Raw genomic sequence first — 25,590 nt, 5'->3', positions numbered from 1 at the left:
GACCTGGAGAGTCAATCACTCCTGAGGCGTGATTTGTACAATGCTCTGGATTTATTGTGTTTTTCTAAAGCCCAACTGTCCAGATGCATTCATGATCTAACACATTGAAATCACAATTCTTTTTTGTTCGCATGTTAACAATTAACTGATAACTATTAACTTTCCAGTATGGATTAATTATTGAAAATATCTCATCAAATGGTAAAGATCAACTTTTGATTTATGCCTGATCAAGGGGGGGGGGATGGATGGTTTATCGCCTGCATTATACTCAAATTCTTCCGGTGGATGTCAACACCGCGTGGGATTTTTTTTCCCAACCGGCAAACCTTTGCCGTATTACGCCTGACTGGCTCTGCTTTGACATACGTTTTGCCCCGGATGAAAAAATGTACCCCGGGATGATCATTGAATACGTGATCCGGGCAGTGGCAGGCATTCCCATGCGCTGGTTAACTGAGATCACCCAGGTGCAGAAGCCGTATTTCTTCGTGGATGAGCAAAGACTTGGGCCTTACCGGTTCTGGCACCATCAGCATTTGCTCAAGGAAGCGCAGGGCGGGGTGGAGGTAACGGACCTGGTGCACTATTCCCTTTACCTGGGCCCTCTGGCATCGCCTCTGCATGTCCTGCTGGTCCGGCCCAGGCTGGAGGAAATATTTACGTTCAGACGAAAGGCTCTGACTGAAATCTTTGGTTGAACTTGTGGAACAGGAACTGTGTATAGTTTTCTTGAACCAGTCGCACATCCGGCAACTGCTGAAGCTGGAGGCGCAGTGTTTCACCCTGCCCTGGGATGAGACACAGTTCAGCCGGCTCATGACCGGGGAGCACTTCAAGGTGCTGGGGATGATGGAATGCGGTGAACTCAGGGGTTATCTTTCATTTCTGCATGTCCGGGACCAGGCTGAGATCATGAACCTGGCCGTGCATCCCGGAAAAAGACAAAAAGGGCTTGGCAAAAAGCTCATGAAGGCGCTTCTGGGCTACTGCCGCATACACGGGGTGCAGTGGATTTCCCTGGAAGTACGCATGTCCAATGTCCCGGCCATAAGCCTGTACCAGGGATTTGGTTTCAAAGAAGTGGGCAGGCGGGAGAAGTATTACACCGACACCGGTGAAGACGCCCTGGTGCTGCAGCTGGAACTGGCCGATGCCCTGAAGCTGCCTTTCAGTCAGAAAATCTAACTCGGGCTTTGCCCGCAACCCAATAAATAAAAGAGTTTTTTGACAGGATTGACAGGATTAAGAGCTTGATTAAGAGAAAAACATTTTTGTCCTGGCTCCCGGTTTAATGCCCTTGGGGCTTGCTCTGCGAGCAATTCACCCAGTTAAACAGACCTCTGGTCTACGGCATAGCCGTGTTTAACCGGGTAAAACGGGACAGGCGGAAGCCAGGCCAAAAGGTAATCACTCCAGCACTCACTTTTTTCCGGCACTCATGAAGAAGAAAGTGAGTGCTGGATGGTTAATGCAATCTGCGGCTTCCGGCTTGCCCTGTGAAATTCCGAAGGACAGCGCAGTTGATTTCACTGGGGCCGCTGATTGCTTATCCTGCTTGCCCCGTTGAATCTCTTCCATTCAACTGGGGTAATCCTGTCCAAGGCCTGCCACGCGTCCTGCCACGCTTCTTAGCGTGGTTCGCGTAGTTATTGTTTTTTGTGACAGCGTTTCAGGAGTAAGCCACTAAACCAGCAACCTGAAAATGCCCGAAGACCTCTGGTCCAGGTTGGTCAGTCCGAGTTTGCGGGCTTTTTTATTCAGGGTCTCCACCTGGTTGCCGCTGACCCGGCCCAGGAGTTCCGGATAGTTATGGGCAATGCCGGCCGGACGGTACTGACCCATGATGTATAAAGAGGAGGGGCATATAAATGGAAACAGCAAAATTGTTTGAGCGGCAGCTCTCAAGTTCCAGCCAATCTATGCTATTCTTTGTCGCCAGCTATACATCTTTAAAAATGGAACTGGTTTTTCCTTAAAAGAAGTAAAAATGGAAAATGTACCTCGTTTTTTCCGCGAGCCTCAATACGGGTTTTTTCTGTTCGGGCCGAGAGGAACCGGCAAATCCACATGGCTGGAGCAGACCATGGAGAATGCCGTATGGATCGATCTGCTCGATCCTGAGGCGCAGCGTCTGTACAGGGCACGGCCCGAGCGGTTGCATCAGGTGGTGGCTGGAAACCCGGCGGCCCGAGATGTGGTGATCGACGAGATCCAAAAGGCTCCAGCCCTGCTGGACGTGGTTCATGCCATGATTGAGTCGGACCGGCAACTGCGTTTCGTGCTGACTGGTTCCAGCGCTCGCAAATTGCGGCGGGGAGGGTTTAATCTTCTGGCTGGCCGTCTTATGGAAACATTCATGCACCCCTTTATGGCCGCGGAACTGGGTTCGGCCTTCAGCCTGGAGCACGCCCTGCGGTATGGAATGGTCCCCTTGGTGACGTCGGCCCCTGACCCCGCTGCGGTATTGCGGACTTATGCCTCGCTGTACCTGAACGAGGAAGTTCAGGCCGAGGCCCTGGTGCGAGACATAGGTGCCTTCTCCAGATTTCTGGAGGCCATCAGCTTTTCCCAGGGCAGCATTCTCAACCTGGCCCAGGTGGCCCGGGAATGCCAGGTGGGCCGTAAGACCGCGGAGGGCTACCTGGACATTCTGGAAGATCTGCTGCTGTGTTTCCGTTTGCCCGTGTTTACCCGGCGGGCCAAGCGCCATCTGGTCAGGCATGCAAAGTTCTATTTCTTTGACGTGGGCGTGTACCGCTCCTTGCGTCCTTCCGGCCCCCTGGATAGACCAGAGGAGATTGAAGGCCCTGCCCTGGAAGGACTCGTGGCCCAGAATCTGCGGGCATGGGCAACCTACCGGCAAACTCCGGCCCGTCTGTATTACTGGCGGACCAAGTCCGGCAGTGAAGTGGATTTTGTGATCTATGGTCCGGATACATTCTGGGCCGTGGAAGTCAAGAGATCAGGATCCATCCACAGCAAGGACCTGCGCTCTTTAAAGACTTTTTGCCAGGATTATCCGGAGGCCAGGGCCTGCCTGGCATACCTGGGCCGGGAGCGTCTGATGATCGATGGCATCTTGTGCATACCATGCCAGGAATTCCTGCTGGGTTTGGATCCGGCCCATCAGGGTCTGGCTGGCCCGGCCTATTAGGCTGTTTTCCGAACAACAAACTCGGCTGTGGTCTCGTCTTCTGGACTACTGCCGCATACACGGGGTGCAGTGGATTTCCCTGGAAGTACGCATGTCCAATGTCCCGGCCATAAGACTGTACCAGAGCTGCGGATTCAAGGAAGTGGGCAGGCGGGAGAAGTATTACACCGACACAGGTGAAGACGCCCTGGTGCTGCAGCTGGAACTGGCCCATGCCCTGAAGCTGCCTTCAGTCAGAAAATCTAACTCGGGCTTTGCTCGCAACCCAATAAAGAAAAGAGCTTTTTTGACAGGATTAACAGGATTAAGAGATTGATTAAGAGAAAAACATTTTTGTCCTGGCTCCCGGTTTAATGCCCTTGGGGCTTGCTCTGCGAGCAATTCACCCAGTTAAACAGACCTCTGGTCTACGGCATAGCCGTGTTTAACCGGGTAAAACGGGACAGGCGGAAGCCAGGCCAAAAGGTAATCACTCCAGCACTCACTTTTTTCCGGCACTCATGAAGAAGAAAGTGAGTGCTGGATGGTTAATGCAATCTGCGGCTTCCGGCTTGCCCTGTGAAATTCCGAAGGACAGCGCAGTTGATTTCACTGGGGCCGCTGATTGCTTATCCTGCTTGCCCCGTTGAATCTCTTCCATTCAACTGGGGTAATCCTGTCCAAGGCCTGCCACGCGCAGCGCGTGGTTATTGTTTTTTGTGACAGATTTTCAGGAGTAAGCCACTAAACCAGCAGCCGGAAAATGCCCGAAGACCTCTGGTCCAGGTTGGTCAGTCCGAGTTTGCGGGCTTTTTTATTCAGGGTCTCCACCTGGTTGCCGCTGACCCGGCCCAGGAGTTCCGGATAGTTATGGGCCATGCCGGCCGGACGGTACTGACCCATGATGTTTAAAAAGGTATCCTTGCTCAGGTTTTCTGCAAAAAACTGCAGCCACTCATCCGAGCCGGCCAGGTTGTCCGGCATGACCAGGTGCCGGATCATCAGTCCCCTCCTGGCGATGCCCTGATCATCAGTTTCCAGTCCCCCCACCTGGCGGTGCATCTCCAGGATGGCCTCTTTTGCTTTCTGGGGGTAGTCCGGGGCGTCTGCGTATTTGCGGGCCTGTTCGCTGTAGAAAAACTTGGAGTCCGCCAGATATATGTCCACAATGCCCTCCAGAAGCTTCAGGGTATGCACTTCGTCGTAGGAGCTGGTGTTATATACCAGGGGAATATTCAGCCCGTCACCAGCGGCCAGTTCCAGTGCCTGCAGGACCTGCAGGACCACATGGGAAGGAGTGACCAGGTTGATATTGTGCGCTCCCTGTTTCTGCAGCTGCATGAAGATCCAGGCCAGCTGATTTGGGTGCACTTCCTGGTGGGTGCTCTGGTTGTCGCTTATGTCGTGGTTCTGGCAGAAGACGCAGCCCAGGTTGCAGTGGCCGAAGAATACTGTTCCGGAACCGTTCTCACCCACCAGGGGGGCTTCCTCTCCGAAATGCAGATTGAACGCGGCCACCTGAGCCAGGGGGCCTGTGCGGCAGAATCCCAGTTCTCCCTCCAGCCTGTTCACCCCACAGTTGCGCGGGCACAGGCAGCATCTGGTTGACCACTGCCCGGCCTTGTCGATCCTGCGCTTCAACTCGCCTGTTTCCAGCGCCTGTAAGTAACCCGGCTGCATGTGCCTACTCCATTTTTGAGGTTTTAATTCTGCATATTCTCAGGTTATACTATGGTGCTGAAAGTCTGAACCGCCTCCGATAGTCGGATGAAAAATAGAATCTTTGTCCCGTGTCAGGTCTCTTAAAAGTTTTTTTGACAGGCTGTTTGTCGATCACGCAACTCAAGGTAAACTCTGGATAAAAACCGGACGTGCTGCTGGTCTTTGTCTGCAAGTTCAGAAAATGTATAACTGTCATTAAAGAAAATATACTGCCATCTGCGAAGATCTACGAGATCTATGCAGCTTCACTTCTAAGCAGTGGCCAGGCCCCCTGTTTAGAGGCATCAAGAACGACAACTTCAACGACAGTTCCATCCCCCGCATAACTAATATGTGTATTCCAGTCCTGGGAAGTTTCTCTGGTTATTTCTTTATTGGAAAGACGAATAACGAGGATATCGTCAGCTTCATCATAACTCACTCTCATGACTCCACCTCCCACTGAAAATGGTGCATTACTGTCTTTATTACCATCTTTTCCTATTTCGATACGCCTGCAAAAAGTTATTTTTGCAGGCGTATCATGAAGAGCCTGGTGGTATGCGATCAGCCTTTTTTCAGCTGTTCAGCCAGGAGCTCGGCTATATGCTTGACCTTGATGTCCTTGCCGTCTTTGGCCATGCCGCCGCGGATCTGCATGACGCATCCGGGGCAGTCGGTGGCCACGGCCGAGACCTGACCGGCCTGCAGGTTGGCCATTTTTTTGGCCAGCAGGGTCCTGGATACGGCAGGGAAGTTCATGGAGTAGCTTCCGCCGAAACCGCAGCAGACCTCTTCTTCGTCAGTGGGCACATACTCGTGGGCCAGGGCGATATTTTTGCGCGGGGCTTCGCGGACTTCCAGCCCACGGCACAGGTGACACGGTGAATGGTAGCCCACTTTTTTGCCGGAGTGCTCAAAGAGCATGGAGGACAGGCGCATTTCATCGCGGATATATGAGCTGAAATCGATTATTTTTCCGGTAAAGGCCTTGAGCCTGTCTTTCAGGTCCTTGTCCTTTTCCAGAAGCTTTGTGTAGCCGTGCTTCAGGTGCGAGGCACATGAAGCGCACAGGGTGATGATATGGTCGAAATCGTCGGGGTTTATGGCCTCCAGGTTCTGCCTGGCCACTTCCCTGGCGGCCTTTTTCTCGCCCATCATCAGGGCGGGCAGTCCGCAACAGGTCTGATCCATTGGGTGCTCCTGGGCAATGCCCCGGCCCTTGGACAGGATTTTCGAGGCAGCCTCCATCTGTTCCGGGTAAATAAAATCCACGGCGCAGCCGGAGAACAGGGCGACCTTTTTCCGGGGCTGGGTCACTCTGGGCTTTAAATCCTCCCAGCGGTCCCGGAAGGGTTTTGAGGCTATGACCGGCAATTTGCGGAAATCCTGGTCCTTCATGAAGATGGAGGGCAGGTGCCGCACGTATCTGGCCTCGGTGTCTGCAAAGGGCAGCTGGGCGAAGCGCATGTTTTTAAGCAGCGAATGAAAAAGGCGGCGGTTTTTCATGACCATGCCCAGAAGTTTGGACTTGGGGGGATGACCATCCTCGTCCTGGATCCGGGCGTGAATGTCTTTGATAAGTCTTGGCAGGTCGATTCCGGCAGCGCATATTTCCTTGCAGGCTCCGCAGTTTACGCAGTTCTGCACCAAAAGTCTGGCCTTGTCCTTGCCGTGGAAAAAGTATGTGGCCACCAGGCCGATGGCTCCGATGTATACGTAGCCGTACTTGTGCCCGCCCACCAGGCGGTACACCGGACAGACATTGGCGCAGGCACCGCAGCGGATGCAGCGCAGGATCTGGGAGAAATTCCTGTCCGTGGACAGTTTGCGCCGGCCATTGTCCAGAAAGACCACGTGCATGACCTTTTTGTTATCCGGTGCGCTTTTACATTCATTGGGTCCGGTGATCCAGCTGACATACGAGGTTATCTGCTGGCCGGTGGCATTGCGGGGCAGGGCCTTTAAAAGGCGCAGGGCGTCTCTCAGCTTGGGAGCCAGTTTTTCCAGGCCCACCAGGGCCACGTGTACCCGGGGCAGCGTGGTCACCAGACGTCCGTTGCCTTCATTGGTTATCATGCCCAGGGTGGCGGTTTCGGATATGGCGAAGTTGGCTCCGGTAATGCCCATGTCGGCATAGGCGTATTCCTTGCGCAGTTCCCGCCTGGCCACCTTGACCAGCTTGTGTACATCCGTGTCCTGCTTTTTCTTGGTCACTCCCTCAAAAAGGTCTGCAACCTGGTATCTGGAAAGGTGAATGGCCGGCAGGACCATGTGCGAAGGAGGCTCGTTTCGAAGCTGGATTATCCATTCCCCCAGGTCGGTCTCCACAATCCTGTACCCCTCCTTTTCCAGGTGGGTGTTGACATGGATTTCCTCGGCGGTCATGGACTTGGCTTTGACAATATTTTTGCAGTTGTTTTCTTTGGCTATGGAGGCGATTATCTCGTTGGCCTCTTTGGGATCCTTGGCCAGATGAACCTTTACCCCCAAAGCCTCGGCGTTTTTCTTGAACTCCTTGTACAAGGCGTCCATGCGGGACAGGGAGGAGTCCTTGGCCTCGGCTATTTCCTTTACCAGTGAGTCTATATCCATTCCGGCGAAGGCATTGGCCCGTCCTGTACGGTAGGCCACTGCAAAAGTATCCAGGGTCTTGCGCTGAAAATCGTTTTGCAGTTGCTCTTCAATTTCTTTCAGGTAGTCTTTCAGATTGTCTGCGTTAAGCATCAGGCATCCTCCAAAAGCAATATGTGAAGTTCCAGGGGGCCGTGCACACCAAGGGCCAGTACTCTTTCTATGTCGGCGGTGCGGCTGGCTCCGGTGATAAAGGACAGGTAGTTGGCCCCGTCTCTCAGCATTTCCGAGAGTTCTTTTTCGGCGTCATAAGAGCCCTGGCGCATGCGGGACAGAGGCAGAACCATGACATTTATCTCACAGATCATGGTGGCCAGCCTCAGGTCCTCGGAGGCTGATTTAAGTACCAGGGTGCCGGTTTCCGCCAGTCCCAGATCAGCCACAGCCAGACCGATATCTATACCCCCCAGGTAGCGGCGCAGCTCACTGGTAATGGTGGTAATGCCCTGTTTTTCCGCCTGGGAGGTAAGCCCGGAAAGGTTCTTGTCGTCCAGGGCCGGGGCAGCGATAACTTTTTCTCCAGGCTTAATTTCACACAGCTGCTGGGCCTCGTCAGAGACCGGCAGTTCACAGCCGGCCATGAGAAACTGACAGGCCTCCTTGTCCACGCAGATGTTGACCGTATAGTCGAAGGCCTCCTGCATGCTTTTGATATGCCGGACTTCTGCTGATACAGCCTTGGCCTTGGCAGTAAAGGTTTCCACCATTTCATTTTGCATTTTGTACCTCTATGATTGATGGTTCACGGTTGAACTATGAACTGGACAGGACTTGTGCAGTCTGGGTGGCTATTTCCAGTTCTTCGTTGGTGGGGATGACCAACACTTTTACCCGGCTTTCCGGGGAGCTTATTTCACATATCTCACCTCTGCGGACTTCCTGGTTGCGCTTTTTATCCAGGACTACCCCCAGACCGGACAGAGTGGCGCAGGAAAGCTCGCGTACCCGCTCATCGTTTTCGCCCACTCCGGCAGTAAAGCAGATGGCCTGGGTTTTGTCCAGTATGGCCATGTACTGACCTATGTACTGGGTCACCCTGCGGCAGAATATCTTCAGGGCCAGCTCAGCATCGCTGTCCCCTTTGTCTATACGGGCGTGGATGTCGCGCATGTCATTGTCGCCGCACAGTCCCAGGAGGCCGCTTTTCTTGTTCAACAGGTTGTCTATGTCCTGAATGGAATACCCCTTTTTGTCCGTCAGAAAAGCATGCAGGGCCGGGTCCACGTCACCGCTGCGGGTGCCCATGACCAGCCCGGCCAGAGGAGTCAGGCCCATGCTGGTGTCCACACAGCGACCCTGTTTTACTGCCGCCATGGAGCATCCGTTGCCCAGGTGCACGGTGATGCAGCTGGTCTGTTCCAGGGTCTGGCCCAGAGTAGCAGCGCACTGCTTGGCCACATACAGGTGTGAGGTGCCGTGAAAGCCGTAACGCCTGATTTTCAGTTCGCTGTAAAGCTCTGCAGGTATGGCCATGCGGTAAGCCTCGGGGGGCATGGTCTGGTGAAAGGCGGTATCGAACACGGCCACATTGGGAATTCCGGGCATAAGCCTCTTGGCTGTCTCTATGCCGGCCAGCCCGCCGGGGTTGTGCAGCGGGGCCAGGGGTATCTGGGCCCGGATGCCTTCTACAACGTCATCATCCACCAGGATGGGTGTGTTGAAGTCTTCACCCCCGTGAACAATGCGGTGGCCGATGCCGTTTATGCTGGAGACGTCCTTTATTACTCCGGTCTGCTCTCCGGTGATGAGTTTTACCACCAGGTCCAGGGCTGTGGAGTGATCCGGGATATCTTGTTCGTTTGAAAACACCTGGCTGGTGTCCGTTCCAGGCAGGCGCTCATGTTTGTAGGCTGAACCGGACTGCCCGATGCGTTCCACCAGCCCGGAGGCCAGAAGGGTTTTGTCCTGCATCTCCAGGAGCTGATATTTTACAGATGAACTGCCAGAGTTCAGTACCAGAATGATCATAATTTTATCCTAATCCTTTAATCCTTGAATGCTCAAATTTCTCAATTCCCGAATTCCTAAATTCCAGGTAACTATTCACCATGGTCCGGGAACTTTGCAAACAGGACGTAAAAACTCACTCCAAGGAAGCGTAAATCAAAACCTACACACTGGTTTGATAGGCAGGATATATTCTGTAGCATGCTTTGAATCAAGTTCGGTGTTTTACGGTTTTGATTAACGCTTCCTACGTCGTTCAGACAGTTTACGCCCAATTTGCAAAGCCCCCGGACCATGAATCCGCAACCAGGCGTTTTATCCAGCTGATGCAGATGGTGAATAGTTACAATTCCAGAATCCCAAAATCCCCGAATTCCTCAATCCGAGAATCCCTAAATCCCTCAATCCGAGAATCCACAAATCACGCATGCTGGGCCTGAATGGCGGTGATGGCCACGGTGTTCAAAATGTCGGCCACTGTGCATCCCCGGGAAAGGTCGTTGACCGGTTTGTTCAGGCCCTGCAGCACCGGGCCGATGGCCACGGCGTTGGCTGCGCGCTGGACCGCCTTGTAGGTGTTGTTGCCGGTATTGAGATCCGGAAATATGTATACGGTAGCCCTGCCGGCGACCTTGGAGTCGGGCATCTTGGCCCTGGCCACCTCAGGGTCGTAAGCAGCATCGTATTGAATGGGGCCTTCCAGGAGCAGTTCAGGGGCCTTGGACCGGGCTATTTCCGTCGCCTGGCGCACTTTCTTGACATCCTCCCCGGCACCGGATTCTCCTGTAGAATAGGAAAGCATGGCCACCCTGGGTTCCACTCCGAACTGTACTGCCGTCTCGCTGGACGAGATAGCGATTTCCGCCAGCTGCTCTGCAGAGGGGTTGGGATTGACTGCACAGTCGCCAAATACCAATACCCTGTCCGGCAGGCACATGAAAAATACTGATGACACTAATGAGATACCCGGCTTGGTCCTGATGAACTGCAGGGCCGGGCGAATGGTCTGCTGGGTGGTGGTGATGGAGCCGGAGACCATGCCGTGGGCATGTTCTTTGTAGACCATCATGGTCCCGAAATAAGTAGGTTCGGACATGGTGTCCCTGGCCACTTCCGGGGTCACGCCCTTGGCCTTGCGCAGTTCCAGATAAGTATCTGCGTAGTCTTCAAACTCCTTGGAGGATGTAGGGTCCAACAGCAGGGCCTTTTCCAGGTGCAGCCCCATCTGGGAGGCCCTGGTGCGCATCCTGTCCGGCTCCCCCAGAATGGTCAGGTCCACGATGCCCCGGCGAAGAAGGATATCCGCGGCCTGCAGGACCCGGTCCGAAGAGCCTTCGGGCAGGACAATATGTTTCTTGTCCGCTTTGGCCTTTTCCAGGAGGCTGAATTCAAACATAATGGGGGTGACCCGGGTGGACCGCTTGGCTTCCAGGCGGCTGAGCAGTGCCTCGGTATCCACATGTTCTTCAAAGGAGCCAAGGGCAGTGGCCACCTTCTTTTCATCCTCGGGGTCGATGCGCCCGTAAAGCTCCGTAAGTATGCGGGCTACTTTGAATGTATGTCCTTCTACAGCCAGGATGGGCAGGGGCACTCCAGCCCAGCCTTCCAGCAGTCTGGTCATGGAGGCCGGCGGGTGCATACCGCCGGTGAGAACGATCCCGGCCACTTCCGGATACGCCCTGGACTGGCGGGTGGAAAAACAACCCAGCAGGATGTCCGAGCGATCTCCAGGAGTAATGACCAGAGAGTTCTGAGTGACATAATCCAGAAAGTTGTTCACCTGCATGGCCGCCACCAGGTAATCGTCCACCTGGACATCCAGAAAATCCTGGCCGCTTATTACTTCGCCTCCCAGCCACTTGTGCACGTCATGCATGGTGGGTCTGCCCAGAGACTCCACTTCGGGGATGAGAAAACTCAGGCAGTCGGCCTCGTCCCGGAACTTGCAGCGAAGCCCGGACAAAATTTCATACTTGTCCTCCACCCGGGAGCGGTTGATGATGGTGGCCAGTATGTCCACGCCTTTTTCTATAAAGCTGTCAATGGCCATCTGGGTCTGGGATACCACCTGCTTGGGGTTTTTTTTCTGGGCGTTGGTTATGAGTATTACTGGTGAGCCCAGGTTGGCGGCTATTTCGGCATTTATATCATATTCAAAGGCCGAATCCGTGCCGACGAAGTCCGTACCCTCGCACAGGACAAAATCACAGTTTTTTTCCAGGGCCTTGTACTTGGACATGATATTTTCCATGAGCACGTAGTGCTTGCCCTGGTTGATGAGGTCCCTGGCCTCTTCCAGGGTATATGCGTAAGCATCCTCATAAGACTGCTGCAGCTGAAACCTGGACAGGATGAGGTGGATGTCGTGGTCCACCTTGCCTTCCTGCAGAGTATTGATGATGGGTCTGAAAAAACCCACCTTGCGAATATTGCGCCTGAGCATCTGCATCAGGCCCAGACAGACGGCTGATTTGCCGCTTCTGGGTTCGGTGTTGATAACGAATAGATTTTTGGCCATCAAGCGCTCCTGGTATTTTTCTTCTGCTGTCAGCCGCCTGATACCCGGCGACTGACAGCAGTTTTACAATGATTCAGCGTAAAGTTCCAGCACGTGTTTTACAGGCATGGAGGCTTCTTCCTGGGAAAGCATGTCCGCAAGCTGCAGCATGCAGGCAGGGCATGCCGTGGCGGCCATCTCCGCTCCTGAGGCTTTGATGTTCCGGGCCTTTTCCTGCCCGATATCCTTAGAAAGCTGGTAATGCTTGATATTAAAGCTGCCTCCGGAACCGCAGCATGATGGCCCGCCGGGGATCTCAGCCGTTTTGTATGTGCCGCCGGCCTCCAGTACCGCCCTGGGTTGAGCGCTGACCTTGAGGCTGTTTCGCAGGTGACATGGATCGTGATAGGCCACCGGTGTTTTCCGGTTATCGGATGTCTCGGGCTTGACCCCCAGGACGTCCACCAGGAACTGGCTTACATCCAGGATGTTTTCGGTTATGACCCGGCCCAGGCTGCCCTTGTGGTATTCCGGCCAGAGCTTGCGCATGGTGGCTGTGCAGGTGGCGCAGGGAGTAATGAGGTAATCCCATTTTCCGGCGGAAAAGAGTTCCACGTTCTGTCGCACCATAGTGGAAAAGGCGTCAGACTCCCCGGAGGACAGGGCGGGAATGCCACAGCAGGCCTGGTTTTCGGGCATGTAAATCCCCACCTGATGGTGCTTGAGGATTTTTATTACTGCCTGGCCCACATCAGGAAAGACCTTGTCAGTGACACATCCAGGAAAAAAGGCAACTTTGATGCCCGAGGATCCGGCCGGAGTATCCAGGCTGGGGACCTGCCTGTGCAGAGGTTTGCCGGCCAGCTTTTTGAAGTGGCGGTCCCGGATAAGGGGTGCATTGAACCTGGCGCAGGAAGTCCCGATTATCTGGTCAGCATCCTTGCTGAAGACCCCTTGAAAGGCGGAACTCATGGAAATAAGGGCGTTCATGAGTTTGGGCCTGGTGAGAAGACGCCTGAAAATGAGCCTCTGGGTGGAAGAGAGTCCGAGATATCCGTTTAAGATAGCCCTGGCCTTGAGGAAGATATCCGTAACTTTGACTCCGGAAGGGCAGTTGGCCTCGCATGTACCGCACAAAAGGCAGCGGTTCAGATTATCCTGGACCTCTTTGGGGTCTTTGAGCATCTCCTGGGACAGCCCTGAAAGCAGAGCCAGCTTGCCCCGGGTTACGTCGGTTTCCTTGCCGGATTTTGTGAACACAGGACACTGGGCCTGGCACATGCCGCAGCGCATGCAGCGCGTGAGCAGGTCATCCAGTTCCTGAAGCATCCTGGATAGTTGTTTTATATCGGCCATATTTTCCTCCCGGGGTTAAGCGAGCAAAGGTCCAAGCATCTTGCCCGGATTCAGGATATCTTTGGGGTCCAATACGCTTTTCATGCGGCGGGAGTATTCAATGGCGGCCAGGCCGTGTTCCTGGTGCATGAACTTGGACTTGGCGATGCCTATGCCATGTTCCCCGGACAGGGTGCCACCAAGATCCAGGGCCACGTCAAAGATCTCGTCTATGGCCTTCTCCACTCTTTCCCATTCCTGGGTATCGCGCTTGTCAGTAAGAATGGTCGGGTGCAGGTTGCCGTCCCCGGCATGGCCGAAGGTGCCTATGGTCAGCTTGTATTCCCGGGCAATGCGTTTTAAGGCCTGCATCATGTCGGGTATCTTGGAACGTGGCACGGTGGCGTCCTCCAGGACGGTTGTGGGCTTGACCCTGGCCAGTGCCGGCAGAGCGTCGCGCCTGGCCTGCCAGACTGCATCGCGCTGCTTGGCGTCCTGGGCCACTGTGAATTGCCTGGCTCCGAGCTTGTTGCAGATTTCCTGGACCTGAGCCGCATCGTCCTCCACCTGGGCCGGGTGGCCATCCACCTCCAGCAGAAGCAGGGCAGCGGCCTCGGTATTAAGGCCGGCTCCGCGGAAGTTTTCCACAGTCTTGATGGTGAAGTTGTCCATGAACTCAAGAGTGGCCGGGACTATTTTGGCAGCGATAATGGCTGATACAGCCTGAGACGCTGCAGCAACATCGTCGAATTCGGCCATCATGGATTTGATAGCCTTTGGGGGCGGCACCAGTTTGAGGATCAATTTTTCAAAGACGCCCAGGGTGCCTTCGGAGGCTACCATGAGTCCGGCCAGGTTGTAGCCGGTGACGCACTTGACCGTTCTTGATCCTGACTTGACCAGTTCGCCGTTGACGTCGAAAAAGTCCACGCCCATGACGTAGTCTTTGGTTACCCCGTACTTGAGGGCTCTGAGGCCCCCGGCGTTTTCAGCCACGTTGCCCCCCAGGGTGGATACGGCCTGGGAACCGGGATCTGGGGGGTACAAAAGACCCTTGGAGGCCACCTGGGCCGCGAACTTGGCAGTGATCACTCCAGGTTCTACCACAGCGTACAGGTCTTCTTCGTTTATTTCCAGGATGTTATTTAAAGCGGTGGTCAGGCAGACAATGCCTCCGGGATGAGGAATAGTGCCCCCGGATAGGTTGGTGCCGGCACCGCGTACTGTCAGTTTCAGTTCGTTGTCGTTGCAGAGTTTCACCACCTGGCCCAGGGCTTCGGAAGATGTCGGCCGGACCACCATGGCCGGGCTGACCTGATCCAGCACGGCCGAGTCATAGGAATAGGCGTGCATCTCGGACTCGCTGGTCATGACGTTGTCCTGCCCCACCACCTTGGCGAATTCTTTTTGCAGGCTCTCGTTGGACATAAAATGCTCCTTGGTAAGATATCCTTTGTTGGCCCCTGGTGCAGATATTTTACTGCACCAGGGGCATTGTCAGCTTGTTGGTTCAGAGTTTAGTAAAGACCCGGGAAGAGCACGAAGCTCATGAGGGTTACCCACAGGCCGGTTATTACAGCGTAGACCATGAATGGCCAGAAGGTCTTTCTCAGGATGAGCCCTTCCTTGCCGGACAGGCCCACCACCGCGCACACAGCCACGATGTTGTGGATGCAGATCATATTGCCGAAACCGCCGCCCACGGCCTGGGCCGCTACGATGAGCTGGTGCGGCAGGTCAAGCTGAGAGGCCATGCCCCACTGGAACTCGGCAAAGAGCAGGTTGGAAACCGTGTTGGAGCCGGTTATAAAGCCTCCCAGACCGCCGATGAAGCCGGCGAAGAAGGGCCAGGTCTGCCCGGCGATGGCGGCTATGGACTCAGCCAGGGCCAGGGGCATGGAGGGATAAAGGTTGGGGTTCAATGCCTCGTTTTCCACGCCGGATCCTCTGAAGATATGCACCAGGGCCACGGCAAAGAAAAGGGCTATGGCCGGGTTCTTGATGCGCTTGATGGCGTCCACCCAGGCGGTTTTGACCTTGTCTGAACTCATCTGGTGGATGAAGATAGTCAAAATGGCCACCAGCACAAAGGGGATGGTTCCCGGCAGGTAGAGTATAGCAATGGAGTTGGCCACCTCTTCATAACCCAGGATGTTCTGGAAATCTATAGTGATACCGGCCAGGAAAGACTTGAAAGGCAGCCAGTCCAGGCGGGTGAGCACCAGGATAAAGCCGATAAGGATGTAGGGTGACCAGGCCTTGAACTGGCTCATGCGGGCCTCAAACTTGCTGCCTTCGGCCACGCTGACAGTTCCTGTCCATTCAGGATCCCAGTCCTTCTGGGCGCCGAAGGTGAAAACGTCCTTGGGAACGGCAATGCCCTGCTTGGCTCCCCAGACCACGATGCCAAGACCGATGAGACCGCCTACGAGACTCGGAAATTCAGGTCCTAACAGCCAGGCCAGGAGCACATAGGGAATGGCAAAGGCAACAGAGGCAAAGATGCAGAACTTCCAGGCACCGAATCCATCAGACCAGGAGCGGTTGGGCCCGAAAAAGCGGGTGATGAATCCCAGCATGAAAATGGGCAGGATTATGGCCATGGGCAGGTGCATCAGAGATGACCACTGACCAACAACTATACCGAATGTTGTGGGATCGGAAAAGTTCAGGGTCTCTGCTCCGCTTTCCACCGCCCGGGTTACAAAGTCGTCAAGGGGTCCAAGCCCCAGGATAACGGGGGTGCCCACGGCTCCAAAGGTAACCGGGACGGAATTGAAGGTCAGACAGATGACCGCAGCTGCCAGGGCAGGAAAACCCAGGGCCAGAAGCAGCGGGGCAGCCAGGGCGGCTGGCGTGCCGAATCCGGCGGCGCCCTCGATAAAGGCTGCGAACAAAAACCCGATGATGATGGCCTGGACCCGCATGTCCGGTGATACATCCTGCATTCCGGCCTGGATGGTTTCCATGCCTCCCGAGTCTCGCAGGGTCATGAGAATGAGGATCGCTCCGAACACGATGATTAAAATTCCTATAGCGCCGATAATCCCTTCAATGGAAAGGGCGGCCACATAGCCCACCGGCAGCTGCCAGAAAATGATGCCGGCCAGGGCGGTTGCCAGCCAGGCAACCGGCATGGCCTTGGTGGCCGGCCAGCGCAGCCCGGCCATGAGAACCAGGGCGATAGCAATGGGTATCGCCGCTAAAAGGGCCAAAAATCCTACAGACATGGGTCAATACCTCCTTAAATGATTAAACATGTTCCTATATAAAAAAGCCCAACGCTTCTTGGCATTGACAGGTTATGAGCAGGTACTCGGCCTGATGAACGTATGCTGAAAAATCAATTCAATGTTTAGACCTGGGAAAGCATACAGCAGAATTCAGAACGCTACTACAAAAAATATGCCTGGATATCTTTTTAAAATTTTTTTTAATTATTTCAGAATGTTATGAGTCTTTCTCTTTCAGAAGTGCTCGGCAGGAGCAGGGTGTGCTGTGCGGAAAAACGGACAGATGCAGGGAGTCAATGTCTGCAAATTCTCAGTAAATGCCCATCTGAGGCTGATTGTATGGTTTGTGATACAGCAGATTAGTGTTGTCCTGAAAAACGGACAGAACGGTCTTTTGGTACTGTCAGCTTTCCAGGCCGTATTTTTTGAGCAGGGTATAGAAATGAGAGCGGGAAAGACCTGAAAGCCTGAGTATAGCAGGAACGTTGCCCGGGTATTTCTGAAGCAGGCATTGCAGGTATTTTTTTTCGCACTCCTGTTTGTAGGACTTGAAGTCGGAAATATCGGGCATGGGGGGGGAGTCGCCTTTTTGAGCCCAGGGGGGCGTGCCGTGACTGGATTCGTCCGGGGGACACTTTTCCAGCCTTGATCGGGTGACCTTGATGCGGATCTCCTTGGGCAGGTGCATGGAGTATAAATTGGTTTCCCCGGCGCAGGCTACCAGGGCCTGCTCTATGACGTTGCACAGTTCGCGCACGTTGCCGGGCCAGGAGTAGGCTTCCAGGGTTTCCAGAAAGTCCGCCCCCAGACCTTTGGATGCAATACCGCTCCTGGTGCACAGTTCGTCCGCGAAGTGCATGGCCAGGGGCCTTATGTCCTGGACCCGGTCCCGCAAAGGCGGCAGGTGCATATGCATGGTCTTGATGCGAAAATACAGGTCATTTCTAAAGGTGCCCTCACTGACCATGCCTTCCAGGTCCCGGTTGGTGGCGGCCATGAGGCGGAAATCACTTTTTTGCTCCCGGCTGGACCCTACCGGGCGGAACTTTCTTTCCTGCAGCACTCGAAGCAGTGATTTTTGAATCAACAGGGGCAGCTCTCCCAGTTCGTCCAGAAAGAGTGTTCCCTGGTGAGCCTGGCTGATGAGTCCGGTGTGATCGGCCAGGGCCCCGGTGAAAGCGCCTCTGCAGTGTCCGAAAAGAGTGCTTTCCACTAAGGAATCGGTTATTCCGGCACAGTCCACTACTACAAAGGGATGACCCGATCTGGAGCTGTTGGCGTGGATGGTGCGGGCCATAAGTTCCTTGCCCACCCCGGTTTCACCGGTGATAAGAATATTTGAATCCGATCCGGCGGCGCAGGCCAGAAGGTCATAGCAGGACTGCATGGCCGGGCTGGACCCGACCACCCCGGACAGGTCCAGGGCCCTGGGCCGGGCGCTTTCTTTCTGCTGCCTGTACTTGAGGGCCCTGGAGATGCTCAGTTTTATCTCCTTGATGGGTGAGGGTTTTAAGAGGTAATCCCAGACACCTCCCTCAATGGCCAGTTCCGCACCTTCGCTGTCCCCCCGGCCGGTGAGGATTATGACCTCCGGGGCGTTTTTCAGGGCCTTTATTTCCGGCAGCAGGTCCAGGCCGTTGCCGTCGGGAAGGCCCACGTCCAGTAGAACCAGGTCGAAGCAGTCTTCCTGCAGGGCCTGCTTAGTGGAGACCAGGTCTTTGGCCAGGTGATGCGGGATGTCCTGGCGCGACAGCAGGCTGGCCATTGTGGATTGTACTTCCGGGTCATCGTCCACTACCAGTACTCGGGGCATAATATCTCGTCTCTCAGGTTTTTCAGTCAGTTATGGCTGTTGACACCGCCTGGGACAAATCAGCCTGGTTGAAGGGCTTGGACAGGGTGAGCCTGATGTTGTCCGGCTGCTCAATGCCCTCCAGGGCCTGGATACGCCCGGTAATGAGCATGACCGGGAGGTCCGGGTGCTCTGCCTGGATCTTTTTTGCCAGTTCGATGCCGTTTAAGCCGGGCATGTCAAAGTCTGTGATGACCAGGTCCAAGGGAATGTCCTGGCCCAGGATTTCCAGGGCTTTCTGGGCACTGGAGGCGGAAAAAACACTGTAGCCCATGGCCTGCAGGCTCCTGGGGGTGGTTTCCAGCAGGTCCTGGTCATCTTCAACAAAGAGCAGGGTTCCACTGCCTCTTTTCAGGGAAGCGCCGGAAGGGGATGATTCCTGGTTGCCGGGCTCCCGGGCGGGAAGCAGGATTTCAAAGGAGGTGCCTTGGTCCGGACTGCTGTCCACCTGGATGACCCCTTTGTGGTTCTTGACTATGCCCAGGACCACGGCCAGACCCAGACCGGTGCCCCCGGACTGGCTCTTTGTGGTAAAAAAAGGATCAAAGATTTTGTCCAGGTCCCGACGGTCTATGCCGGGCCCGGTATCTGATATCTCCAGCCTGAAGGCTTTGCCGGCAGGCATGTCCAGTTCTTCGGCCCGGTATACATCCAGCTCTATTTCCTCCAGGTTTATCGTAAGGGTGCCTTTCTGGTCCTGGATGGCCTGGAAGGCATTTGTGCACAGGTTCATTACCACCTGGGAAATCTGGGTGGGATTCACGTTGACCGGTTCGTAGCCGCCGCTGACACTGGAACGGACCTCTATGTTGCGGGGCAGCGAGGATTGCAGCAGAGATACTGAATCCCGCACCAGCTCGGGCAATACCGTGGGCCGGAAGCCCTCCTGGGAGGGACGGCTGAAGGTTAGAATTCGCTGGACCAGGTCCCGGCCCCTGTGAGATGCTTTGAGTACCCTCTCCAGATCCTGGTAAGCCGGGGAGTCCGGGTCCAGATCTCCCTGGGCCAGTTCAGTGGAATTCATGATGGAGGTAAGTATATTGTTGAAGTCGTGGGATATGCCACCGGCCAGGGTGCCCATGGCCTCCATTTTCTGGGACTGCAGGAGCTGGCGTTCCAGGTTTATCTCGTTGGTGATGTTTTCCGCAGTACTCAGCGTACCGACTATTTCCCCCTTTTCATCACGCAGGGGAATTTTGTTTACCTCCAGCCAGGAGGAATCGCCATCTTGATCCCTGACCGACATGCGCACCTTTCTAAGGGCCTGGCCGGTCTGAAGCACCTGTTTGTCCATGCGGGCGGCCCACTGGGCGAAATCCCGGGAGGGCATGAGCAGGGAATCCGTCTGGTGCATGATCTTGTCCGGGGACTCTATGCCGAAAAAGTCGGTAAAAGCCTGGTTGGCCCCCATATAGCGCTGGTTGAGGTCCTTCCAGCAGACGAGCTGTGGAATAGTGTCCATGAGGCTCTCCTGAAAGGCCAGCTGGTTGCGGATCCGGCTTTCCACAATGCGTTTATGAATTATGCTGCGCACCAGAAAGGCCAGGATAATTACAAGCGCCCCCAGGCTGGACATGATCACCCAGAAAACCTGCTTGTCCAGTTCGTAAAAGGCCGGGGGCTCATTTATGAGGACGCTTTCCGGTGGTAGTTGGGTCTGCTTTATGCCCTGCTTTTGCAGTACGTTGTAGTCAAACATGTTTTGATCCACAATATCGTGGATTATGGGAATGTCGGCAGGGCTTTTGCCTTCCAGGATATCCAGGGCCATGCCTGCGGCAATGGAACCGTGCTCAAAGCCGCTGATGAGGTTGCCGCCCACCATGCCGTGGCCCAGGAGAAACTCCCAGTTGCTGTAAATGGGCAGGTCGCTGAACCCTGCTACATTCTCCAGTACTTCACCGGCGGAAAACACCTGTCCTCCAGCGGAATAAAAAAAAGGAATGAAGTAAACCAGTGTGTCCTGTGGCAGGTCTTTGACCTTGTCTGCAATCTCGTCTAAGGAGTACTGGGTCCAGAACTCGAAATCCAGCCTGCCCTGAAAATCAGGTATAGCTTCCTTGATCTGGCCCTTGATGGCTATACCCGTGGTGGATTCGTCGCCTATGACCACCATGCGGTTTTTGTCCTGGTGAATGGAAAGGGCCAGCTCCAGAGTCCTTTTTACGTTGAAGTTTTCCACGATGCCGGTGGTGCGTTCCCGGTCCAGAAGTTCTTCTTCCAGGTAATTGATGCCGCAAAAGACTATGGGCAGCCCGGGAAAAAGCTCGTCTCCATAGTCCAGCATGAAATCCAGGGCATCATCGTCGGACACGATTACTATGTCGTATTCTTCATTCGAGTACTTTTCGCGGTAGAGCTCCAGGAGCCTTTTGGTTACGCCTGGACGGTGGAACACCTTGGTATCCATATACTCCATCTGGATTTCCACCCGGTGCCCGGACTCCTGGAATCTGTGCCTGATGCCTTCGCGGATGTCGTCTGACCAGGCATAGCCGTCGTGGTAGGAGTTGAGATAAAAAACTGAAAAGTCCCCGGCGGCCTCTTTTTGTGAAAAGCCCGGGGATGGGGTGATGAGTATTGCTAAAAGGGCAAGCAGTATACGGGTCAGCACTGGCAAAGCTTGTTTGGGCATAAGGTTTTGGGCTCTTCGACGTATTGTATGGATTTGAACCATGTTCAAACTATTCACATTTTAATGCTACCAACGGCTTTTTGGGCATCAATAGTGACAAGCAATTCATCCTGGAAGAATTTCTCACGCCCGGGCCGAAGCGGCCCTAGAGCCACGGAGCAAGGCACGAGGAAGAGAAAGCAGGAGTAAGAGGTTTAATATCCATATCCCCCGAGTTGGGGGCTATGAATAAGATGCTCCCCGCCTGGGGCGGGGGACCTTTTTCATTACTGCAACTCGCAGGAATGAAAAACCGACCTCTCTTCTCCCAAGCTCTGCGACTCAAGCGAGTCTTCGAGCGGGCGAGAGATAAAAATAATATTCATTTGTGAGCAGTTAATCCACATCAAACGTCGAGGAACCAGGTTTTGTAACTTTTCATCATGACTTCGTCTGTCCATTACCAGAGAACAGGATAAGAGACAAGGCATGGTTACCAGTCTCAGCTCTAAAATCAAACTCGAGCAGCCACTCCTTGTAAAGCCTGACACTGGATTTTATTGTAAATTGACAGGTCAAAGTCAATATAAAATACTTGACAACAGCCTGCAGATAATACATATATTCCCGCGTTTGGAGTCGGCTGCAGCGGGCAGCCCAGGCAACCCTAACAGGAGCTTTAGCATCCATGGAAGCAGACAGTATCAGGCGCTTTCAAGGCGCTGATCATCAAAACCCGGAATCCGAAGCACCGCCTTCAGGTGAAGAGGCGGCAGGAGCCGTGCACTCCGGATAAATATCCCCGCATGTTCTCCTCCTGGCCGCTGCTTCACTGCATGGCGGCAACTCTTTAAGGAGGTGAACCAGATGTCTACACCCTATATCAACCATTCCCTGCAGAAATACCTTGAAAAAAATGAAACAGGTCTGCTGCAGAAATTCTGCAAGAGCCTGCATCCCCAGGATCTGGCCTGTGCCCTTGAACCCGTTTCTTCCAAAGAAGCGGCCCGAGTGCTCTGCATGATTGAGCCCGGGCATGCCTCCCGTGTGTTGGCCCACATGAATACCCAGGACCAGGCCGGCACTGTCAGGCATATGCCTGCAAATCTTCTGAATCATATCGCAGGTGCTGCATCAAAGAATGCAGGAAGTGTATACTGTGGCCAGGTTTCTGAAGAAAGAGGCAGGACACTCTGGAATACTTTGACCCGGGACTGGAAACATGATCAGGCAGGTGCTCGTTCGTACGGGGAAAGTGCTGCCTGATAAATCAGAAGCAAATAAGCAGGAAGCCCGGGAACATCTTGTTTCAGGAAATTGCCTGTATCTGACCCCGGGCCTTTATGTGCGGCTGGACAACCTGGTCAGGGAACATGCAGGCATGTTTCTGGAAGTCTTTGACCTGGACGAGCGACGCTCCGGGGTGCTTGAGCCCATGGACTGGGCGAACTGCAGCCCCGCCGGGAGCGACAGGTACAGGCGCAGCAGCGAAAAGGTATCGGCTGAAATTACCGCAATCGAAATCGCCAACAAGATCCCCTTAGACGAGATCCGGTCGGCCAGGCGGCTGGAACTGGATCTCGTCCGGGATATCCCTCTGGAATTATTTTACGAGTGGCTTGTCTGGCATGAGATTCATCACAGCGTACATGATGATCCTGTGGTTGCCGCCGGCCTGGATAACTGCGTTCATCCGGAAATCAAGAGCGCCGGGGACCGGATAAAAATCATGCAGGCCATGGAGCTGGAAGCGGACCGGGCCTCATTTAACCGCCTGTTCCCGGAGCGTACCCTGAAGGCCGCGACACCAGCAGGCATTAAAAAGGTTCGAAGCATCGAGCCGTACCTTGTATTGCTGCACGAAATCCGGGCAAAGCGCGGTATCAAAAGGAAGTGATCATTTAAAAAAATCACCCCCAACCCTTATCCGCAGCCTCCAGCTATCCCCTCCGGAACAGCTTTTGGTCTTGACTGGTCTTAAGCCGGAAACATCAGTGCCTTTATACGCTGCATCCAGGCCTTCTTCAATGAGACCTTCCATTTCCAGGACCACCATTCCGGATTTTTCCAGGACAGTTCTCGGGGTATCCCCGACAGCACTTATTATCACCGCCCGGCAGTCCTGCAGGACCCGGGCCATTTCATGCCAGCGCTGTAATCCGCCTCCGGCTTCCGGGGCCTGCCTGGACTCCACCAGCTTGTAGTCACCATTGGACCGGGTCCATATCTGAAACTTTTCTGCATGGCCCAGGTGCTGGTTTACCAGCATTCCTTCCCTGGTGGCCACCGCCACATGGGGTCGCTTTTCACTGTCGTCGGGGATTACCGGTCTGGCAGCAACATCGCGCATGACAGGTGCAAGCTCTAAGGATCTGTCCCGGTCCAGAAGGCCCACTGCATCGGCCCGGCATCTGCGGCAGTGGGTCATCTGCGGTACGTGCTGCGAGGCTTTTTTCCGGAGGGAATCTATAAAAGCCTTATCCGGTTCGTCTATATTTTCAAACCTGGCCCCGGGACTCGGATGCACCGGGATGCAGTTCAGCAGGCTTACATCCATTTCTCCGGCTTTTTCAGCTATATCCTGGATATGATGGTCGTTTATTCCCGGCAGGACAATGGAGTTCATCTTGACCAGGATACCATTTTCCCTGAGCTTCAAGATCGCTTCCTTCTGTCTGGACCAGAGTAGAGACGCCGCTTCCCTGCCCTGGTAAGCGACTTTGCTGTCCCTGACCCAGGCATATATATCCTTGCCTGTTTCCGGGTCAATGGCATTGACGGTTACTGTGGCATGGGTCACGCCCAGCTTTTTTAGCTCTGTTACGTGATCAGGCAGATTCAGGCCATTGGAAGACAGACACAGCAACAGATCCGGAAACTCACTGCGCACCCTGGCGATGGTTTCCAGGGTCTGGGGGGCATTGGCCATGGGATCCCCGGGACCGGCTATTCCAGCTACTGTCAGACTGCCTTCGAGCCTCTGGACCTCTTTTAGATATTCCACCGCCTGAACCGGGGTAAGCACTGCAGAGGTTACCCCCGGCCTGGATTCATTGACGCAGTCATACTTGCGGTTGCAGAAATTGCATTGGATATTGCACTTGGGGGCCACCGGCAGGTGGATTCTCCCACATCCCCCTTTTGCTTTTTTGTTGAAACACGGGTGTCTGGAGAGGTCTAATTTACTCATATTGGTCTCCGATGTTCAGACGGCTTGAAAGTTTTCCGTCACCGCCTCAGGTATTTTATATTCAGACCGGATCAGGGATTCTGCCTACATGTAGCCCCAGCCCAGATCGGCATCTTCCTGTCTTTTTTCCAGCAGGGTATTTACGATTCTCATGAGCAGGTCGTAGGCTCCTTCATAACCTGCATGCCTTATGCGTCCAGCCCCCATGCGGTCATGTACTGGAAAGCCTACTCTGATAAGAGGTATGTCCCATTTGCCTGCAGCTATGCGATAAGCCTTGCTGTTGCCCAGGATAAAGTCCGGCTCCAGCTTTTCAGCCTCTTCCACTATCTGGTAGAAATCCACTCCGGATAATACAGAGGGCGTCTGTGGCAGCATTCCGTCACAGGCCTGTTCGATGCTTTTCTGCATCAGGCCGCTTCTGCCTCCGGATGCAGCCAGCACCGGCTGCACACCTGTTTCCGCCAGAAAGGATACCAGTCCTGTTACCAGGTCTTCTTCGCCATAGATCAGGCACTTCTTGCCGAACAGATACTTGTGCGCATCCACGTATGCATCCACCAGTCTGCCCCGCTCCAGCATCTGCTCCCGGGGCATGTCTTTGCCTGAAATCCGGGACAGGGTCTGCATGAAAGCATCCATGCCCCGCAGTCCTATGGGCAGGCCCAGGCGGTGTGCAGGTACATTCAGGTTTTTTTCAAGCCACCCGGCAGTACTCAGATCGTTTTTTATGCAGTTGCCAAGTTCGATGCAGGCGGGGCTGCCGCCCAGGGATTTGAGATCCTGCATGGACGTGCCGCCGGAGGGGACCATCTCAATGTCTTCCTGGATGGTTCCTTCCAGGGTCTCGGAGATGTCCGGCAGGATGATACCGGGAATATCAAAATCACGCATGACCCCTTTCAGGTGCCGAACGTCCCAGGGGGAGACAAATCCCGGCAGGACTGTAATTTTGCTGTGGGGCAGGGGGTCCGGCTCAGCCATTTGTATTGCAGTCTGCCTGATGGCCCTGTGAAAGCCCTCCATATGGGTGCCGGAATAGCTCGGAGTGGATACGTGGATGAGTTCCGGAATTTTTAAATGTGCAAATTCTTTCTTAAATCCGGACAAAATCATGGGCACGTCGTCTCCAATGGTCTCTGTGAGGCAGGTGGAGGCTATTCCGATGATATCTGGATTGTATTTGTCCATAACATTGATGATGCCCTGCATCAGGTTGGGACCGCCGCCATAGATGGCCTGGTCCTCCCCCAGAGCAGAAGATGCTATGTCCACAGGTTCCCGGAAATGGCTGATGATGTACCTGCGCATGTAGGTGGCACAGCCCTGGGAACCGTGCAGGATGGGCATACAGCCTTCGAGGCCTTTAAAGGCAATGCAGGCCCCCAGGGGAGTACACAGTTTGCAGGCATTGGTAGTGGAGACATAAGGTGTTGCAGCATCCAGCATGA

22 protein-coding genes are annotated in these 25,590 nt (G+C 54.4%); 6 read left to right on the top strand and 16 right to left on the bottom strand.

From position 1 onward, the window contains the following. Positions 1-248 precede the first annotated feature (248 nt). Positions 249-701, top strand: a complete 453-nt coding sequence (locus DTHIO_RS01820; RefSeq protein WP_008868649.1) for an SRPBCC family protein — start codon at positions 249-251, stop codon at positions 699-701. Then, a complete protein-coding gene (gene rimI / locus DTHIO_RS01815; RefSeq protein WP_008868648.1) occupies positions 694-1,188 on the top strand; it encodes a ribosomal protein S18-alanine N-acetyltransferase in 495 nt (164 codons plus the stop codon). The genes DTHIO_RS01820 and rimI overlap by 8 nt, the downstream gene beginning before the upstream one ends. Positions 1,189-1,422: 234 nt before the next feature. On the opposite strand, the gene DTHIO_RS21300 is transcribed toward rimI, so the two are convergent. Together DTHIO_RS21300 and DTHIO_RS01810 are read right to left on the bottom strand one after the other, a co-directional pair. Continuing rightward, on the bottom strand, positions 1,423-1,581 hold the full coding sequence (locus tag DTHIO_RS21300) for a hypothetical protein (protein WP_153305055.1): 159 nt from the start codon (positions 1,579-1,581) through the stop codon (positions 1,423-1,425). Between the two features lie 105 nt (positions 1,582-1,686). Beyond that, positions 1,687-1,845 (bottom strand): hypothetical protein, encoded by a 159-nt coding sequence (locus DTHIO_RS01810; protein WP_008868647.1) that lies wholly within the window; start codon positions 1,843-1,845, stop codon positions 1,687-1,689. A gap of 145 nt (positions 1,846-1,990) precedes the next feature. Here DTHIO_RS01810 and DTHIO_RS01805 point away from each other — a divergent pair, with 145 nt between their 5' ends. Beyond that, entirely contained in the window at positions 1,991-3,157 is a 1,167-nt protein-coding gene (locus DTHIO_RS01805; protein ID WP_008868646.1) for an ATP-binding protein, read from the top strand. After that, complete coding sequence (locus DTHIO_RS22615; RefSeq protein ID WP_144311417.1) at positions 3,075-3,473, top strand: GNAT family N-acetyltransferase; 399 nt, start codon at positions 3,075-3,077, stop codon at positions 3,471-3,473. Before DTHIO_RS01805 ends, DTHIO_RS22615 begins: the two co-directional genes overlap by 83 nt. A 165-nt stretch (positions 3,474-3,638) precedes the next feature. Here the strand turns inward: DTHIO_RS22615 and DTHIO_RS21295 are convergent, their stop codons facing one another. The 12 genes from DTHIO_RS21295 to DTHIO_RS01745 form a co-directional block, all read right to left on the bottom strand. Beyond that, complete coding sequence (locus DTHIO_RS21295; protein ID WP_153305055.1) at positions 3,639-3,797, bottom strand: hypothetical protein; 159 nt, start codon at positions 3,795-3,797, stop codon at positions 3,639-3,641. A gap of 83 nt (positions 3,798-3,880) precedes the next feature. Then, a complete protein-coding gene (locus tag DTHIO_RS01795) occupies positions 3,881-4,816 on the bottom strand; it encodes a radical SAM protein (RefSeq protein WP_008868644.1) in 936 nt (311 codons plus the stop codon). 277 nt (positions 4,817-5,093) lie between these two features. Then, positions 5,094-5,285, bottom strand: coding sequence for a DUF2283 domain-containing protein (locus tag DTHIO_RS01790; RefSeq protein WP_008868643.1), 192 nt, complete (start codon positions 5,283-5,285; stop codon positions 5,094-5,096). A gap of 119 nt (positions 5,286-5,404) precedes the next feature. Beyond that, entirely contained in the window at positions 5,405-7,564 is a 2,160-nt protein-coding gene (ldhH, locus tag DTHIO_RS01785) for an L-lactate dehydrogenase (quinone) large subunit LdhH (protein ID WP_008868642.1), read from the bottom strand. Beyond that, a complete protein-coding gene (locus tag DTHIO_RS01780) occupies positions 7,564-8,190 on the bottom strand; it encodes a LutC/YkgG family protein (RefSeq protein WP_008868641.1) in 627 nt (208 codons plus the stop codon). The genes ldhH and DTHIO_RS01780 overlap by 1 nt, the downstream gene beginning before the upstream one ends. A gap of 34 nt (positions 8,191-8,224) precedes the next feature. Further along, positions 8,225-9,439, bottom strand: coding sequence for an acetate kinase (locus tag DTHIO_RS01775; protein WP_008868640.1), 1,215 nt, complete (start codon positions 9,437-9,439; stop codon positions 8,225-8,227). Between the two features lie 400 nt (positions 9,440-9,839). Then, entirely contained in the window at positions 9,840-11,936 is a 2,097-nt protein-coding gene (gene pta / locus DTHIO_RS01770) for a phosphate acetyltransferase (protein ID WP_008868639.1), read from the bottom strand. A gap of 63 nt (positions 11,937-11,999) precedes the next feature. Continuing rightward, positions 12,000-13,271: a (Fe-S)-binding protein gene (locus DTHIO_RS01765; RefSeq protein ID WP_008868638.1), complete on the bottom strand. Its 1,272-nt coding sequence runs from the start codon at positions 13,269-13,271 to the stop codon at positions 12,000-12,002. A gap of 15 nt (positions 13,272-13,286) precedes the next feature. Further along, positions 13,287-14,678 carry an FAD-binding oxidoreductase gene (locus DTHIO_RS01760; RefSeq protein ID WP_008868637.1) on the bottom strand — a complete coding sequence of 464 codons (1,392 nt, stop codon included), beginning with the start codon at positions 14,676-14,678 and terminating at the stop codon, positions 13,287-13,289. Between the two features lie 89 nt (positions 14,679-14,767). After that, positions 14,768-16,480, bottom strand: a complete 1,713-nt coding sequence (locus DTHIO_RS01755; protein WP_008868636.1) for an L-lactate permease — start codon at positions 16,478-16,480, stop codon at positions 14,768-14,770. Positions 16,481-16,886: 406 nt separating this feature from the next. Continuing rightward, entirely contained in the window at positions 16,887-18,296 is a 1,410-nt protein-coding gene (locus DTHIO_RS01750; RefSeq protein ID WP_008868635.1) for a sigma-54-dependent transcriptional regulator, read from the bottom strand. Positions 18,297-18,318: 22 nt separating this feature from the next. Beyond that, positions 18,319-20,970, bottom strand: a complete 2,652-nt coding sequence (locus DTHIO_RS01745) for a hybrid sensor histidine kinase/response regulator (protein WP_008868634.1) — start codon at positions 20,968-20,970, stop codon at positions 18,319-18,321. A gap of 846 nt (positions 20,971-21,816) precedes the next feature. Between DTHIO_RS01745 and DTHIO_RS01735 the strand changes: the two genes are divergently transcribed. After that, positions 21,817-22,215, top strand: a complete 399-nt coding sequence (locus tag DTHIO_RS01735) for a hypothetical protein (RefSeq protein WP_040417389.1) — start codon at positions 21,817-21,819, stop codon at positions 22,213-22,215. After that, on the top strand, positions 22,205-22,846 hold the full coding sequence (locus DTHIO_RS01730; protein ID WP_040417387.1) for a hypothetical protein: 642 nt from the start codon (positions 22,205-22,207) through the stop codon (positions 22,844-22,846). Before DTHIO_RS01735 ends, DTHIO_RS01730 begins: the two co-directional genes overlap by 11 nt. On the opposite strand, the gene nifB is transcribed toward DTHIO_RS01730, so the two are convergent. Together nifB and DTHIO_RS01720 are read right to left on the bottom strand one after the other, a co-directional pair. Then, the gene (gene nifB, locus DTHIO_RS01725; RefSeq protein WP_008868632.1) at positions 22,847-24,139 is read right to left on the bottom strand and encodes a nitrogenase cofactor biosynthesis protein NifB; all 1,293 of its coding nucleotides are present in this window, start codon (positions 24,137-24,139) and stop codon (positions 22,847-22,849) included. It lies immediately after the preceding gene. Positions 24,140-24,223: 84 nt separating this feature from the next. Then, positions 24,224-25,588 carry a nitrogenase component 1 gene (locus DTHIO_RS01720; protein ID WP_008868631.1) on the bottom strand — a complete coding sequence of 455 codons (1,365 nt, stop codon included), beginning with the start codon at positions 25,586-25,588 and terminating at the stop codon, positions 24,224-24,226. Between the last annotated feature and the right edge of the window lie 2 nt (positions 25,589-25,590).

The sequence above is a fragment of the Desulfonatronospira thiodismutans ASO3-1 genome (assembly GCF_000174435.1).
Classification (GTDB): Bacteria; Desulfobacterota; Desulfovibrionia; order Desulfovibrionales; family Desulfonatronovibrionaceae; genus Desulfonatronospira; species Desulfonatronospira thiodismutans.
The sequence above is the reverse complement of the archived record's forward strand: the minus strand, read 5'-3'. Positions and strand labels throughout refer to the sequence as shown.